This is a genomic window from Kocuria sp. MNB10 (genome assembly GCF_054073685.1).
This window is the reverse complement of sequence record NZ_CM133411.1, coordinates 1,689,982-1,702,909: the sequence shown is the minus strand read 5'-3', so window position 1 is coordinate 1,702,909 and position 12,928 is coordinate 1,689,982. Positions and strand designations below refer to the sequence as shown.

Here is a 12,928-nt window from a genome sequence, read left to right as displayed (position 1 = left end):
CCACCATGCCCCCACTCTAGCCACCGGGGACGGGTCCCCTCGGTCGACGACGACGCCACTGCCCACCGGGATCACGCCCGGAGCGCCGCGCGGACACGCCGGACGCGTCGGGGGCGCGTGGTTGACTGGGGGCATGGATACCACCCTGCCCGGCCCGGGCCCGCACTGGCGCCCGCGTGCCGTCGTCTTCGACTGCGACGGCGTGCTCATGGACACCGAGAGCGCGTGGGCGCGTGTGCAGGCCCAGGTCGCCGAATCGTTCGGCGTGACGCTCGACGAGCGCGCGGGCACGTCCCTCATGGGGCTGTCCGCCGCGGACGTGGCCCGGGACATCTCGCGGCGCGCGGCAGCCGTGGCCGAGCAGCGGGGCGAGCCCGCTCCCGGGTTCGATGCCGTGTACGAGCGGCTCGTGCGCACCGAGGAGGACGTGGTCGGTGAGGTCCTGGAACCGTTACCGGGCGCGATCGAGACCGTGCGGGCGTGCGCCCAGCGGGTCCCGGTAGCCGTGGCGAGCAACTCCACCCGCGGGATCCTGGATCGGAAGATGCACGCGATCGGCCTCGCGGACGTCGTCGTGACGTGGGTCAGCGCGCAGGACGTACCCCACGGCAAACCCGCCCCGGACATCTACGAGGAGGCCGCGCGGCGCCTGGGCGTGGAGCCCGCGGACGCGCTTGCTGTCGAGGACTCCCCAGCGGGCACCGCAGCCGCGGTCGCCGCGGGACTGTGGGTGCTGGGAGTGCCCCACGGCCACGACGAACCCATCACGTCCCACTTCCGGGCGGAGTCGCTGGCCGACCCCGCGGTCGGGGACATGCTGCGGGTATGGGGACTGCCGCTGTAGGTGCGGGGAGTCCGCAGCTGGGCCCGCTGGACGGACCCCGCGGCGGATCAGCTGTTCCAGAGGCCGTAGGTCTCCGCGAGTTCCGAGACCTTCTTGGCGCGCGCGAGGCGCGGGAGGTAGGAACCGTCCGCACCGGCGTGACCGGACTCGGCCTGCTCGATCATCTCACGGGCCCAGCGGATCTCCTGATCGCTCGGGGCCAACGCGTGATTGATGCCGTCCGTCTGGTCCGGGTTCAGGCACAGCTTGCCCGTCATGCCCATGGACTGCGTGACCTTGCACGCGGCCTCGAGCTCCGCCCCGGACACCCCGTTGGTGGGGCCGTCGATGGGACCGGGCAGCTCACCCACGCGCGACGCCGTGACCAGGGTCGAGCGCGCGAACGCCAGGGCCATGGGGTCCCCCGAGGCACCGGTGTCACGGCGGAAGTCGCCCACACCGAACGCGAGCCGGAACACGCCCGGGGCGCGCGCAATGTCGTACGCGTTCATGAGGCCCACGGCGGACTCGATCAGTGCGACCACAGGGATTCCCGCGTGGCTCATCATGGCGGTCTTGGTGATGTGGTCCGGGTGCTCGGTCTTGGCGAGCACGATGCCCCGCAGGTTGTCGACCTCATTCAGCGCGGCCAGGTCCTTCTCCCAGTGCGGGGTGGTGATGTCGTTGATCCGCACCCATGCGCTCACGCCCTGGTGCATGGCCTCCATCATGTCCTCACGGGCGCGATCCTTGTCCTCCTCCGGCACCGCGTCCTCGATGTCCAGGATCACGGAGTCCGCTTCCGAGGCCAGCGCGGGCGCGAACAGCGACGTGTCCGCCGCCGACGTCAGCAACCACGAGCGGGAGAGTCGCGCGGGAAGTGCAGCGGCGCGTTGGTTACGGTACGGGGCCATGGGTCTCCTGGGGAAGTGGGTGGGATCGGTCTGGGTGCGTTCGGGGCGGCTCGTCGCGCCCCGCGGGACGACGGCGTCAGGGCGCGATTCGTAACCGTGGGATCGGGGTGTCGTCCGGGACCGCGGCGAGCGCCCATCGGGTGCGGTACGGCGGCGGTGCCGCGCGGGTGAAGTCACCCGACACGCGACATCAACCCTAGTACGAGGGGCCATCGAGCGCCGTCGGGCCGGGGCACAAAAGCCCCCGCCGGGGGTTTGTGGGGATCCCACGAGGATGCGCGAACCACCCCGGCGGCGCGCGATGAGAAGCGACCTCCGTACGGCATGGCGTACCCCCCGGTGAGGGTGCTCGACACCACACGGGTGCACGCGGCACCGCGCGGCCCCCGGACGGGTTCTGCGCATCGTCCGGGGGCCGCGTGAGGTGATCAGGAGGCGAGCGGGGTGTGGTCCGGGTCCACTCGCTCGTCGTCCCGCACGGGACCCGATGCCGTGGCACCGGGGGCGAACGGGGAGCCGCCCAGCGACTCGCGACCGTGGGGGCTCGTCCAGTTCTCCAGGGACGGGCCGAGCGGCACGATGCCGGACGGGTTGATGTCCCGGTGCACGACGAAGTAGTGCTCCTTGATCTGCTGGAAGTCCACGGTGTCACCGAAGCCCGGGGTCTGGAACAGATCGCGCGCGTAACCCCACAGGTTGGGCATCTCCGTGAGCTTGTTCCGGGACGCCTTGAAGTGGCTCACGTACACCGGGTCGAAACGTGCGAGGGTGGTGAACAAGCGCACGTCCGCCTCGGTGATGTGATCGCCCATGAGGTAGCGCTGGCCGGAGAGCCGTTCCTCGACCCAGTCCATGGCCGTCCACAACCGCTCGTACGCAGACTCGTAGGCCTCCTGCGAGCCCGCGAAACCGCAGCGGTACACACCGTTGTTGATCTCGGTGTAGATGCGGTGCATCACCTCGCGCATCTCGGGCACGAGCTCCTCGGGCCACAGATCGGGGGCGCCCTCCCGGTGGAACTGTTTCCACTCGGCGCTGAAGTCCTCGGTGATCTGCGGGAAGTTATTGGTCACCACTTGGCCCGTGGGGATGTCCACGATGGCCGGCACCGTAATCCCCCGGGGGTAGTCCGGGAAGCGCTTGAAGTAGTTCTCCTGCAGCCGCTCGGTGCCCAGCACGGGGTCGCGCCCGTCCGGGTCCAGGTCGAAACGCCACGAACGGGAATCGTGCGTGGGTCCGGGCAGGCCCACCGAGATGGCGTCCTCGAGGCCCAGCAGGCGGCGCACGATCAGCGTGCGGTTGGCCCACGGGCACGCCCGCGCGGCCACCAACCGGTACCGACCGGCCTCCACGGGCCACGCCCGGGCGCCTTCGGCCAGTTCCGCGTGCTCCGGGTCCGCCACGATGCGGTCCTCGATGTAGGTGGTGTCGCGGTTGTACTCCTCGCCCTCGTGGACGTAGGCCCCAGCGGTGGAGTAGCGCCCGTCCTCGGCCTGTTCGATGTTCTGGGTCGTGGAATCCAACATGCTGTACCTTCCGTGAATATATTTTGATGATACGTCACCAATCCTCGAGTGGGGTAGCCCCGGGGTGCCCTGGACCGCGCGGAGGACTCGCGCGGAGGGCTACAGTGGCCCTGTCGAAACACCCCGCGTGAGCCCGTTGTCCCCTCGCCCGAGAACTTGCCCATGACTTCTGCCCCACACCCACGGGACGAGCACGACCCGTCCGATTCCCCCTCCCAGGACGCACCGTCACGCGGCGGCGCGCGGTCACCCGTGCCCGCTCCCCGCGAACGCCCGACCTACGGCATCCGCACCACGGGTCCCGGGGGCGCGCAGGGTCCCGGGGGCCCGCAGGGTTCCGCTGACCGGGACACCCAGTCTGCTTCGGGCGGAACGACGGCGCCCGGCTCGGCCGCCTCCCCCGGCTCCCCGACCGCGGCGCCGTCCACTGGGTCCCCGTCCGCCGCGACCCCGCGCCTGGCTGCGTCCCCGTCAGCGGAGGCCCGCGCGGCGTCGTCGCGTGCGGCGCGGCGCATGGGCCGCGGGCTGTCCTTCACCGTGGTCCTGCTGGGGCTGCTCGTCGGCCTCGGTCTGATCGCGCAGGGCGCGTGGCTCGGCTGGGTCATCGGGGCGGTCCTCACGGTGGCCGGGGTCGCGGGGTACGCGCTCGTGCAGACCCGGGCGCTGCCGATCTTCCGGGATCCCACGCAACCCGTGCGCCGTGCGTGGTCCAAGCTGTGGCTGATCCCTGCGGCCCTGCTGCTCCTGGGCCTCGGCTGCATCGCCACGGCCTTCGTAGTCCCCTCGTGGCTCGGGCCCTCCGTGCCCGCGGACCTGCTGGACGACTACATCTTGGCGTTCATCGTGGGTGGGATGACCATGATCGTGGGTGCCGGGCTCGGTTTCGGCCTCGTGGCCACGTCCCGGCTCACCCGGCCCGACGACGACGATTCGCCCCTTCGTCCCACGGACTACGCCGAGCGACTGCGTGACCGGGACCGGCGGGACGAAGGCAACTATTACGATTCGGACTGGATCAGACACGACCCCCGGGACTGACACCCCCGCCCACCCGCCAGCCCCCGCCCCGCGCGGCGCACCACGAGGAAACACCCATGGACAGCACGACCGGCACCCGGCACACGCCGTGGCTCAGCGACACCGAGGACCGGGTGTGGCGCAGCTTCCTGACCCTGTCCCGCAGCATGGAGCGCGCGGTGGACCGGCAGCTGCAACGTGACAGCAAACTGTCCGGATCCGAGTACGAGGTCCTCGTCCCGCTGTCCGAGAGCGACTCGGGGGAACTGCCTTCGCGTGATTTGCTCCGGGAACTGGGCTGGGAACGCTCGCGGTTGTCCCACATGCTCTCCCGTATGGAACGGCGGGACATGATCTGCCGCTCCCCCAGCCCCACCGATGCCCGCGGGCTCGTGGTGGGGATCACCGAGCACGGGCGCGAGGTCATCGCGCGCGCGGCCCCCGCCCACCTGGAGATGGTGCGTGCCGCGTTCATGGACCGGCTCAGCGAGGAGGAACAGACGGCCCTGGTGAGCATCGCGGACAAGGTGTTGCCGCGCTTGCGGTCCATGGATCTCGCCTGACGGGCCTTCGAGCCGTGGTCCTCGCGGTGGACCCCGGGGCTTGCCGCAGCCGACGGGCCCCGCGGGTTTCCAGAAAAAACCCGTTAACAGGGGACGGGTCCTGCCACTTGGGGGATCGGCAGGACCCGTCGGACATCCCGAATCTGGGGGAGATCGGGACGCCGGCCAGCCGGGGGATCATCCGGGCGCGTATTTGGGGGGATGCGCCCGGGCCACTTCGGCCGACAACCCGATTTTATGCAGCAACTACATTGATACGCAAGTAAAGCTACTGATGATCCCCGGAATCGACGAGGACCCCCGGAAATCCGGGGGTCCTTTGCATCACAAGTAGACTTATTTCGTTATATTCATATGCTTTGTATTGTCCCCCGGTCAGGTGTGATCATCCCCGCCTGTTTCCCTCCGAGGTTCGGCACCCTTGACCGGTGCAACTGGCCGCTGCCGGTGACCCACCTCCAGCTGGCATCGCTGACCGATGCCACCGGTGGGCACGCCAACGAAAGCACCCCACCGCCGTGCGCGAACACGGGGTCGGGGTCCGCCGTCGTAACGGGACCGAGCGAAAGACTCAGCGGCTCTCGCCTTCCTTGGCGAGCACGTAGTCGTACTGAACCTCGTTGCCGGAGCCGTCCGCACGCTCCTGCACGTCCAGCATGAGCTCGGGCTTCACAGCCGAGGCGATGTCGTCCTCGTTGTGCGGGTCACCCGGGAAGTAGAGCTGCTGGGTGACCATCTGGTAGCCGGGAGCGGAGACCTTGATGTGGATGTGCGCGGGGCGCCACGCGTGCCAACCGGCGGCGGCGATCAGCTGACCGCACGCACCGTCTGTGGGGATCTGGTACGGAGCGGGCTGCATGGTGTGGATCTCGAAGTGCCCGTTCTCGTCCGCCTTGACGGTACCGCGGAAGAGCCACTCGGGCATGTCCGGCGCGTACTGGGAGTAGAACCCGGCGGCGTCGGCGTGCCAGATCTCCACCTGGGCGTCCTTGATGGGGTTGCCGTCGGTGTCGGTGAAGTCACCGTGGAACAGTAGCGGGGTGCCCTCCTCATCCTCGCGCATCTCGAGCGTGGCAGGGGTCTGCAGTTCGGGGGCGTTCGACACGTAGTAGGGGCCCTCGATGGTGCCCACGGTGCCCGGGCGCTCCTTGGAGTTGACGTCCTCCACGGTGTGCTCGAGCCACACGTCCAGGAACAGCGGCCACTCACCATCCGTGCCCACCTTGATGAGCCAGGCCTTCAGGGCGTTGTATTCCTCGTAGGTGACCTCGTGCTCTTCCACGATGTCATTGGCAGCCTTGATGAGCGCACCCGCGAGCAGCGAGACGCGCTCCTTGGGGACGTCGAGCTTGGACTTCTTGCCGGAAGCGGCGAAACGCTCGGTGGCCTTGGTACCGGCTTCGGCGGCGGTGCCCTGGCTCTCCTTGAGGTGTGCGGCGAAAGGGTTGTCAGTCATGGTGACCTCCACGGTTCTCATAGCAGATGGGGACGCCCGGGGGTGATAGCAGCTGCCCCTCGCTCCGCGCTCCGGACCCGTCGATCGGATCCCTGGCCGGATGGCGAACGTGAGGCACGAAACTGCAATCCGTGACGTCCGTCTCAGATTAATGCGGCGAATCTATATCCAACAAATATTCAATCGAGTGTCACTTATTCTATAACGTGAACAAATGCCCCCAGGTTCAGCCTAGGGTTCCCCCTGATGTGAGTGGGGTCACCCTCCACCAGTATGAGGGATACGCACCTGCTGGTTCACCTGCGGGATCGCGCCCCTCAGGTCCCTCGGTCCCGCACCCGCACCACCTTGTCGGCTGACGTCGGCGCCCAATGTTCAAGGAGTTACGCCATGACCGAGACCTTGAGCCGTTTGCACGAAGTCCTCGACGGCGCCGTCGAGGACGACCGCGCGGAGGGGATCATCCGCGCCAAGCGCGAAATCTTCACCGACGCCGAGATCTTCGAGCTCGAGATGAAGCACATCTTCGAGGGCAACTGGGTATACCTGGCCCACGACTCGCAGATCCCCAACGTGGGCGACTACTTCACCACGTACATCGGCCGTCAGCCCATCGTGATCTCCCGGGACAAGAACGGTGAACTGCACGCCCTGATCAACGCGTGCGCCCACCGCGGTGCCATGCTGTGCCGCCGCAAGACCGACAACCGCACCACGTTCACCTGCCCGTTCCACGGCTGGACGTTCCGCAACTCCGGTGAGCTGCTCAAGGTCAAGGACTCCCGCGGCGCCGGCTACCCGGAGAACTTCAACAAGGACGGCTCCCACGACCTCACCAAGGTGGCCCGTTTCGAGAACTACAAGGGCTTCCTGTTCGGATCGCTGAACCCGGATGTCCTGCCCTTCGAGGAGCACCTGGGTGACGCCACCAAAGTGATCGACTCCATCGTGGAGCAGTCCCCGGAGGGCCTCGAGGTGCTGCGACTGCATCGCTCCCAAGGGTGAGTCGGACAAGTCCCGCGCCCACCGGATCCGCCAGTACGAGGACTTCTTCAACGCCACCGGTATGGCCACCCGGACGATCTCGAGGACTTCCGCTCCTGCCAGAAGACGTACCGGGCCACCTCCGCGCCGTGGAACGACATGAGCCGCGGCCGGGATCTATACCAAGTTCGGCATCTATTCCCGCAGCGAGCTCGCGGCCCTGTACCGGAGCAGGAATAACGGGCCCTGCTGGACCGGGAGTCGAGAGCCGGGACGACCCCGGTGTCGCCACCCGCCCACGACCGCACGCAGGATGCGGCCCGCCCCCGCCCCGCGCGAGGGACGGGGGCGGGCCGCCTCAGCGGGCCCGGTAGTAGGCGAGCTTGTCCTCGTCGATCACGGTGCCGACCCCGGGGACGTCCCGCACGTGGATCTTCCCGTCCACGATCCGCAGGGGCTCGGCCAACAGGTCGTCCGCCATGTCCAGGAAGTTGGACAGCTCCCCCGCGCGCTTGGACGTGTGGGAGAAGGCCGCACCGAAGGTCACGGACGCGATGGTCCCCACCTGAGTGTCGATCTGGTTGCCCACGTAGACGTCCACGCCCAGGCCCTCCGCGAGACCCACTATCTTGGTGGCCTCGGTGAAGCCCGAGCGCGCGGTCTTGATCGCGAGCAGGTTCGCTCCCCCGCTCAGCAGCTCCTTGGCCGCCGTGCCCAGGTTCGGGGCGGACTCGTCCGCGGCAATCGGGATGGGCGAGGTGCTCACGAGGCGACGTCGGCCCATGACTTCCCGAGCGTCGTCGGGCTCCTCGAGGAACTCCATGCCTAGGTCAGCGGTGAGGCGAAGGACCTCGGAGGCCTCGTTGGCGCTCCACCCGCGGTTGGCGTCCATGTAGATCCGCGCCTCGGGACCCAGGCCCTCGCGCAGCACGCGGGCGGCCTCGACGTCGAGCGAGACGGGGTGGCGCCCCGTCTTGAGCTTGAAGGTGGTGATTCCGTAGGTCTCCCGGAACTCCAGGGCGATCTCGAGCAGCTGTTCCGCGGGCTTGAACCCCAGCATGTGGGAGACGCTCATGTGGTCGGTGTACCCGCCCAGCAGCGTGGACACGGGTTGTCCGAGCAGCTGGCCGATCGCGTCCCACACGGCAATGTCCACCGCGCCCTTGGCGGTCTGGTTGTGGAAGGTGCGGTCCATGACGGTCTGCATCCGCTCCCGGGCGAAGGCGTCCAGACCGCTGAGCTGCGGGGAGAAGATGTCCTCGATCACCGCCACGATGGACTTCTGGGTCTCACCGTAGGTGTACGGCCGGGGCGGGGTGTCCGCGGTGCCCACGATGCCCTCGTCCGTGTGCACCCGCACGAGGACGTGGTCCGCTTCCGTCACGGAACCCGAGGCGAAGTGCAGGGGGTGCACGTAGGGGATCGAGTAGGGGATCGCCTCGATGCGGGTGATGTTCATGGTCGCCTTTCTTGAGCGGGTGGTGCTCGGGTCAGTCGTGGTCAGTGACGTCCATGACGAGGTCCAGGAAATTGCCCAGCAGGGCCGAGCGGTCGTCCCGCCGCCAGGCCACGGCCATCTCGGTCACGGGGGCATCCTCGAGGCCCGCGTAGAGCACGCCCTCGAGCTGCAGTGCCCGCACGGACTCGGGGACCACGGCGATCCCGCTGCTGGCCGCGACAAACGAGAGCATGGTGGAGGTCTCGTGGGTGACCTGCGCGATGCGCAGCTGGAAGCCCGCCCGGCGGCACATCTCGGACACGGTGCGGTACACGGCCGATTCCGGCGGGTAGGACACGAAGTTCTGCTCCTGCAGTTCGTTCGCCGCCACGGGCCGCCCGGACGCCAGGGGGCTGTCGCTGGGCATGGCCACCACGAGCTTCTCCCGGCCCACGATCCGGTACTCGATGTCCTGGGATGCCACGGGAGGACGCAGGATCGCGGCGTCGAGCGTGTGGTCCCGCAGTCCTGCCTCCATGGCCGGCGTCAACATCTCGCCCTGCAGGGTGAGGGAGACCCCGGGCAGCTGCTCCTTGGCGTGGCGCACGAGCCGCGGCATGACGCTGTAGGTGGCCGAGCCCGAGAAGCCCACGCGCAGCACCCCGGTGGCGCCGTTGCCCACCTGGTAGACGTCCGCCTTGAGCGTCTCCACCTCGTTGATGATCTGGCGTCCGCGGTCCAGCAGCTCCTGTCCGGCCGGGGTCAGGTCCACGCGCCGGGTCGTGCGGTCCAGCAGTTTGACGCCGAGCTGTTCCTCGAGCTGACGGATCTGTTGCGACAACGGCGGTTGCGCCATGTGCAAGCGTTTGGCGGCACGGCCGAAGTGCCGCTCCTCCGCCACTGCGATGAAGTAGTTGAGTTGTCGAAGCTCCATGGTTCTCCCCGGTCCCCGTCCGCCACCTTGATATGGAGTTTAGCCATAATCACAGGGATTAGAAATAGATATTGTCAGAATTCGACGACGCCGAAGTGCACACCGGCGGAAGCCGGGATGCCCTGGAATACGCGCAGCAGGATGAGCAGGATCGCACCCCGCGAACCGATGCTCACGGAGGACGGGATCAGCCCGATCAGCGTGGAGCCGATACCCATGACGAACATGGGCAGGATGAGCATCTTCTTCCGGCCCAGTTTGTCCCCGAAGTGACCGAAGATCGCACCGCACAGGGGCCGCGCGAGGTACCCCGCGGCGAACGTCCCGTAGGAGGCGATCACGCCGGCCACCGGGTCCAGGTCCTGGAAGAACACGTGCGGAAACACCAGCGCGGAGGCGGAGAGCAGGAAGTCGTAGTACTCGATGGTGGAGCCCAGGTAGCTGGAGAGGATCACGCGGCGCGCTTCCCTGTCCTGCGACCTGCGATCCATGGACCGCAGCTCGGTCCCCGGGGCGGTGGTTGATGACATGGTGGTTCCTCGGGATCAGGCGCGTTCGCGCAGGACGTTCTTCTGGATTTTGCCCGTGGTGCGCGGCAGTTCGGCCACGACCTCCACCCGGGTGCGAAGCTTGTAGGTGGCCAGCCCCTCGCGCAGCCGAGTGAGGATCTCGTTCCCGCTCAGCTCGGGGGCGTCCTCGAACAGCACGACGAACGCGCGGCCGGTCTCGCCCCAACGCCCGTCCGGCACACCGATCACGGCCGCTTCCTGGATCTCCTCGAGACCCGGCAGGGCGTTCTCCACCTCCGCGAGGTACACGTTCTCCCCGCCCGAGATGTACATGTCCTTCATGCGGTCCTTGACGTAGAGGTACCCGTCCTCGTCCTCCACGGCGATGCCCCCGGAGTCACCACGTCCGGGGTGCGGAACTGACGGTGGATGATGATGGTCCCGCCCAGCATGAATGTGGGCAGCGTCATCATGGTCAGCCCGGCAATGTGGAACAGGGGCGCCACGGCCAGGTGGTCCTCGTCCTGGCGCGGGTCCTGACCGATCAGGGTGTTGACGTACTGGTAGAACAGGTTGTCCGGTGCGTGAGCGTGGCACCCTCGGGCCGGCCCGTGGTCCCGGACGTGTACATGATCAGGGCCAGGTCGTCCTGCTCCACCGGTTCGTCCACGAGCTCCTCGGAACCGGAGGCCAGGAACCGCTCGTACTCCTCCCCGGGTCCGCCGCCGTCCATACTCACCCAGGAGCGCACGCCGGTCAGTTCGGCCTCCAGACCCGCAGCATTCTCGCGTTGGTCCTGCCCGAAGACCACGGTGGTGGCACCGCAGTCGCCCAGAATGTACTCCACTTCCGCCAGCCGCAGCCGGGGGTTCACCAGGACTGCGGCCGCCCCGATCGATCCCGCGGCGAAGAACGTCTCCAGCAGGGCGGGGTGGTTGAACCCCATGTAGGCCACCCGGCCCCCGTGGTGCCCGCCCGTTCGGCAGGAGTTGTTCCGACCGAGCTGATCCCGGCCGATGAGGTGTCAGGAGTCCAACAGGTTGTTCTTGATGATGTCCTGCTTGACCGCTCGCCGCAGGGTCTTACCGAGCATCGTGCGGGGCAGGTCGTCCATGGCCACGATCCGGCGCGGCACCTTGTAGCGGGTGACCTTGTCGTAGCAGTGCTTGCGCAGGGCGTCCTCATCTAGGGTGACCCCGGATTCCAGCACGACCGCCGCAACCACGGTCTCGTTGCCGTCGTCGTTGGGGATGCCCACCACGGCCGCGTCCGCGACACTGTCGTGCAGTTTCAGGGCGGTCTCCACCTCGGAGGGGGCCACGTTGAAGCCGCCGGTGATCACCACTTCCTTGATCCGGTCCACCACGCGCAGGAAGCCGTCCTGGTCCACCGTCACGATGTCACCGGTGCGCAGCCAGCCGTCCCCCGTGAACAGTTTCGCGGTCTCCTCGGGGCGCTTCCAGTAGCCCTGCGTGACCTGGGGGCCCTTGACCAGCAGCTCACCCTCCGCGTCCACGGGAACGTCCTCACCCGTCTCCGGATCCACCATGCGCACGTCCGTGCTGGGGAAGGGGATGCCGATCGAACCCGAACGGCGGTGCTCGTTGAGGGGGTTGCACGCGACCAACGGGGAGCACTCGGTGAGGCCGTAGCCTTCAATCAGCACCCCGCCCGTGGCGTCCTCCCACGTCTCGACCAGGGGCACGGGCAAGGTCATGGCTCCGGACACCGCCACCCGGATGCCGGTGAGATCCTTCCCCTGCTCAGCGGCGGCGTCGAGCACCTTCTGGTACACGGGCGGGACGGCCGGCAGCACCGTGGGCATGCTCTTCTTCATGGCCCGCAGGATGAGGTCCGCGCGCACGGTGGGGAACAGGACGAGCTTAGCGCCCAGGGACATCGCGAACGTGACACCCAGGGTCAGCCCGAAGGCGTGGAACAGGGGCAGCACGCCGTAGACGACCTCGTCGGACGAGCTGTCCAACCAGTGCTGGCCCATCACGGCGTTGGACTCCAGGTTGCGGTGGCTCAGCATGGCGCCCTTGGGCAGGCCCGTGGTCCCGGACGTGTACTGCAGCAGGGCGATGTCCGTGGCCGCGGGCCGGGGGTGGTCCTCACGGATCGGGTCGGAGTCCACGAGGGACTTCCACGCGATGGTCCCCGGGGCCGGCTGGGTGAGCTCTCGGCGCTGCTCGGCGAGCTTCTTGAGGGGCAGGCGCAGTCCCACGCGCATCATCGTGGGCATGCTCGCGGTGATGTCCACGGCCACGACGTGCTCGACGGCCAGGTCCTTGGGCATCCCGGTGATCCTCGCGGCGACCTTGTCCCACGCGATCACCACGCGCGCACCGTGGTCCTCGAACTGGTGGCGCAGTTCCGGGGTCGTGTACAGCGGGTTGTGTTCCACCACGATGGCCCCGAGCCGCAGGGCGGCGTAGAAGGCCACGATGTGCTGGGGGCAGTTGGGCAGCACGATGGCCACGCGGTCCCCGGCCTGCACGCCCAGCAGCCGCAGTCCTTCCGCGACCCGTCGCACCTGGTCACCGAGCTGCGCGTACGTCATTCCCGCGCCGAAGAACTCGACCGCCGTCTTCGCGCCGTGGCGGGCCACCGATTTCTCGAGCATGTGCACCAGGGAGGTCTCGGGCAGCTCCAGGTCTCGGGGAACGCCGGGGTCGTAGCTCGCCGTCCACGGGCGGGTCGCCAGGAAGTCTCGGGAATTCGTCTCAGCCATGTCAGCGAGGCTACCGTCCCGCCCGGCCCG

Annotated in this window: 12 protein-coding genes and 1 pseudogene; 4 read left to right on the top strand and 9 right to left on the bottom strand. The window is 68.2% G+C overall.

The features are described 5' to 3' along the window. Positions 1 to 133: 133 nt before the first annotated feature. Complete coding sequence (locus ACW9PK_RS07640) at positions 134 to 844, top strand: HAD family hydrolase (protein ID WP_457015467.1); 711 nt, start codon at positions 134 to 136, stop codon at positions 842 to 844. Positions 845 to 891: 47 nt separating this feature from the next. Here ACW9PK_RS07640 and ACW9PK_RS07635 read toward each other — a convergent pair whose 3' ends face one another. Next, the gene (locus ACW9PK_RS07635; protein ID WP_167318053.1) at positions 892 to 1,737 is read right to left on the bottom strand and encodes an HpcH/HpaI aldolase/citrate lyase family protein; all 846 of its coding nucleotides are present in this window, start codon (positions 1,735 to 1,737) and stop codon (positions 892 to 894) included. Positions 1,738 to 2,165: 428 nt separating this feature from the next. Continuing rightward, positions 2,166 to 3,263: a glutathione S-transferase family protein gene (locus tag ACW9PK_RS07630; protein ID WP_457015466.1), complete on the bottom strand. Its 1,098-nt coding sequence runs from the start codon at positions 3,261 to 3,263 to the stop codon at positions 2,166 to 2,168. A gap of 162 nt (positions 3,264 to 3,425) precedes the next feature. Between ACW9PK_RS07630 and ACW9PK_RS07625 the strand changes: the two genes are divergently transcribed. Both ACW9PK_RS07625 and ACW9PK_RS07620 read left to right on the top strand, forming a co-directional pair. Then, positions 3,426 to 4,301: a hypothetical protein gene (locus tag ACW9PK_RS07625; protein ID WP_457015465.1), complete on the top strand. Its 876-nt coding sequence runs from the start codon at positions 3,426 to 3,428 to the stop codon at positions 4,299 to 4,301. Positions 4,302 to 4,357: 56 nt separating this feature from the next. Further along, on the top strand, positions 4,358 to 4,843 hold the full coding sequence (locus ACW9PK_RS07620) for a MarR family winged helix-turn-helix transcriptional regulator (protein ID WP_085106129.1): 486 nt from the start codon (positions 4,358 to 4,360) through the stop codon (positions 4,841 to 4,843). A gap of 571 nt (positions 4,844 to 5,414) precedes the next feature. On the opposite strand, the gene catA is transcribed toward ACW9PK_RS07620, so the two are convergent. After that, positions 5,415 to 6,299 carry a catechol 1,2-dioxygenase gene (gene catA / locus ACW9PK_RS07615; RefSeq protein ID WP_260850458.1) on the bottom strand — a complete coding sequence of 295 codons (885 nt, stop codon included), beginning with the start codon at positions 6,297 to 6,299 and terminating at the stop codon, positions 5,415 to 5,417. A gap of 390 nt (positions 6,300 to 6,689) precedes the next feature. On the opposite strand from catA, the gene ACW9PK_RS07610 reads away from it, so the two are divergent. Next, positions 6,690 to 7,304, top strand: a complete 615-nt coding sequence (locus ACW9PK_RS07610; protein ID WP_457015464.1) for a Rieske 2Fe-2S domain-containing protein — start codon at positions 6,690 to 6,692, stop codon at positions 7,302 to 7,304. A gap of 337 nt (positions 7,305 to 7,641) precedes the next feature. Here ACW9PK_RS07610 and ACW9PK_RS07605 read toward each other — a convergent pair whose 3' ends face one another. The 6 genes and pseudogenes from ACW9PK_RS07605 to ACW9PK_RS07580 all read right to left on the bottom strand — a co-directional run bounded on the left by ACW9PK_RS07605 (position 7,642) and on the right by ACW9PK_RS07580 (position 12,898). Next, complete coding sequence (locus ACW9PK_RS07605; RefSeq protein WP_035964038.1) at positions 7,642 to 8,742, bottom strand: mandelate racemase/muconate lactonizing enzyme family protein; 1,101 nt, start codon at positions 8,740 to 8,742, stop codon at positions 7,642 to 7,644. A 31-nt stretch (positions 8,743 to 8,773) separates the two neighbouring features. After that, complete coding sequence (locus ACW9PK_RS07600; RefSeq protein ID WP_457015463.1) at positions 8,774 to 9,655, bottom strand: LysR family transcriptional regulator; 882 nt, start codon at positions 9,653 to 9,655, stop codon at positions 8,774 to 8,776. A gap of 116 nt (positions 9,656 to 9,771) precedes the next feature. After that, positions 9,772 to 10,146 (bottom strand): annotated as a pseudogene (locus ACW9PK_RS07595) (MFS transporter); the annotation flags it as partial. Positions 10,147 to 10,200: 54 nt separating this feature from the next. Next, complete coding sequence (locus ACW9PK_RS07590) at positions 10,201 to 10,545, bottom strand: AMP-binding enzyme (protein ID WP_457015462.1); 345 nt, start codon at positions 10,543 to 10,545, stop codon at positions 10,201 to 10,203. Positions 10,546 to 10,708: 163 nt separating this feature from the next. Next, positions 10,709 to 11,110: an AMP-binding protein gene (locus ACW9PK_RS07585; protein WP_457015461.1), complete on the bottom strand. Its 402-nt coding sequence runs from the start codon at positions 11,108 to 11,110 to the stop codon at positions 10,709 to 10,711. Positions 11,111 to 11,188: 78 nt separating this feature from the next. Continuing rightward, positions 11,189 to 12,898: a long-chain-fatty-acid--CoA ligase gene (locus ACW9PK_RS07580; RefSeq protein ID WP_167318049.1), complete on the bottom strand. Its 1,710-nt coding sequence runs from the start codon at positions 12,896 to 12,898 to the stop codon at positions 11,189 to 11,191. Positions 12,899 to 12,928 lie beyond the last annotated feature (30 nt).

Excerpts from the sequence above, each read along its gene's own strand:
- ACW9PK_RS07620 (WP_085106129.1), top strand. The coding sequence starts at position 4,358 with ATGGACAGCACGACCGGCACCCGGCACACGCCGTGGCTCAGCGACACC.
- ACW9PK_RS07640 (WP_457015467.1), top strand. The coding sequence starts at position 134 with ATGGATACCACCCTGCCCGGCCCGGGCCCGCACTGGCGCCCGCGTGCC.
- catA (WP_260850458.1), bottom strand. The coding sequence starts at position 6,299 with ATGACTGACAACCCTTTCGCCGCACACCTCAAGGAGAGCCAGGGCACC.
- ACW9PK_RS07630 (WP_457015466.1), bottom strand. The coding sequence starts at position 3,263 with ATGTTGGATTCCACGACCCAGAACATCGAACAGGCCGAGGACGGGCGC.
- ACW9PK_RS07600 (WP_457015463.1), bottom strand. The coding sequence starts at position 9,655 with ATGGAGCTTCGACAACTCAACTACTTCATCGCAGTGGCGGAGGAGCGG.
- ACW9PK_RS07610 (WP_457015464.1), top strand. The coding sequence starts at position 6,690 with ATGACCGAGACCTTGAGCCGTTTGCACGAAGTCCTCGACGGCGCCGTC.
- ACW9PK_RS07580 (WP_167318049.1), bottom strand. The coding sequence starts at position 12,898 with ATGGCTGAGACGAATTCCCGAGACTTCCTGGCGACCCGCCCGTGGACG.
- ACW9PK_RS07605 (WP_035964038.1), bottom strand. The coding sequence starts at position 8,742 with ATGAACATCACCCGCATCGAGGCGATCCCCTACTCGATCCCCTACGTG.
- ACW9PK_RS07635 (WP_167318053.1), bottom strand. The coding sequence starts at position 1,737 with ATGGCCCCGTACCGTAACCAACGCGCCGCTGCACTTCCCGCGCGACTC.
- ACW9PK_RS07625 (WP_457015465.1), top strand. The coding sequence starts at position 3,426 with ATGACTTCTGCCCCACACCCACGGGACGAGCACGACCCGTCCGATTCC.
- ACW9PK_RS07585 (WP_457015461.1), bottom strand. The coding sequence starts at position 11,110 with ATGGGGTTCAACCACCCCGCCCTGCTGGAGACGTTCTTCGCCGCGGGA.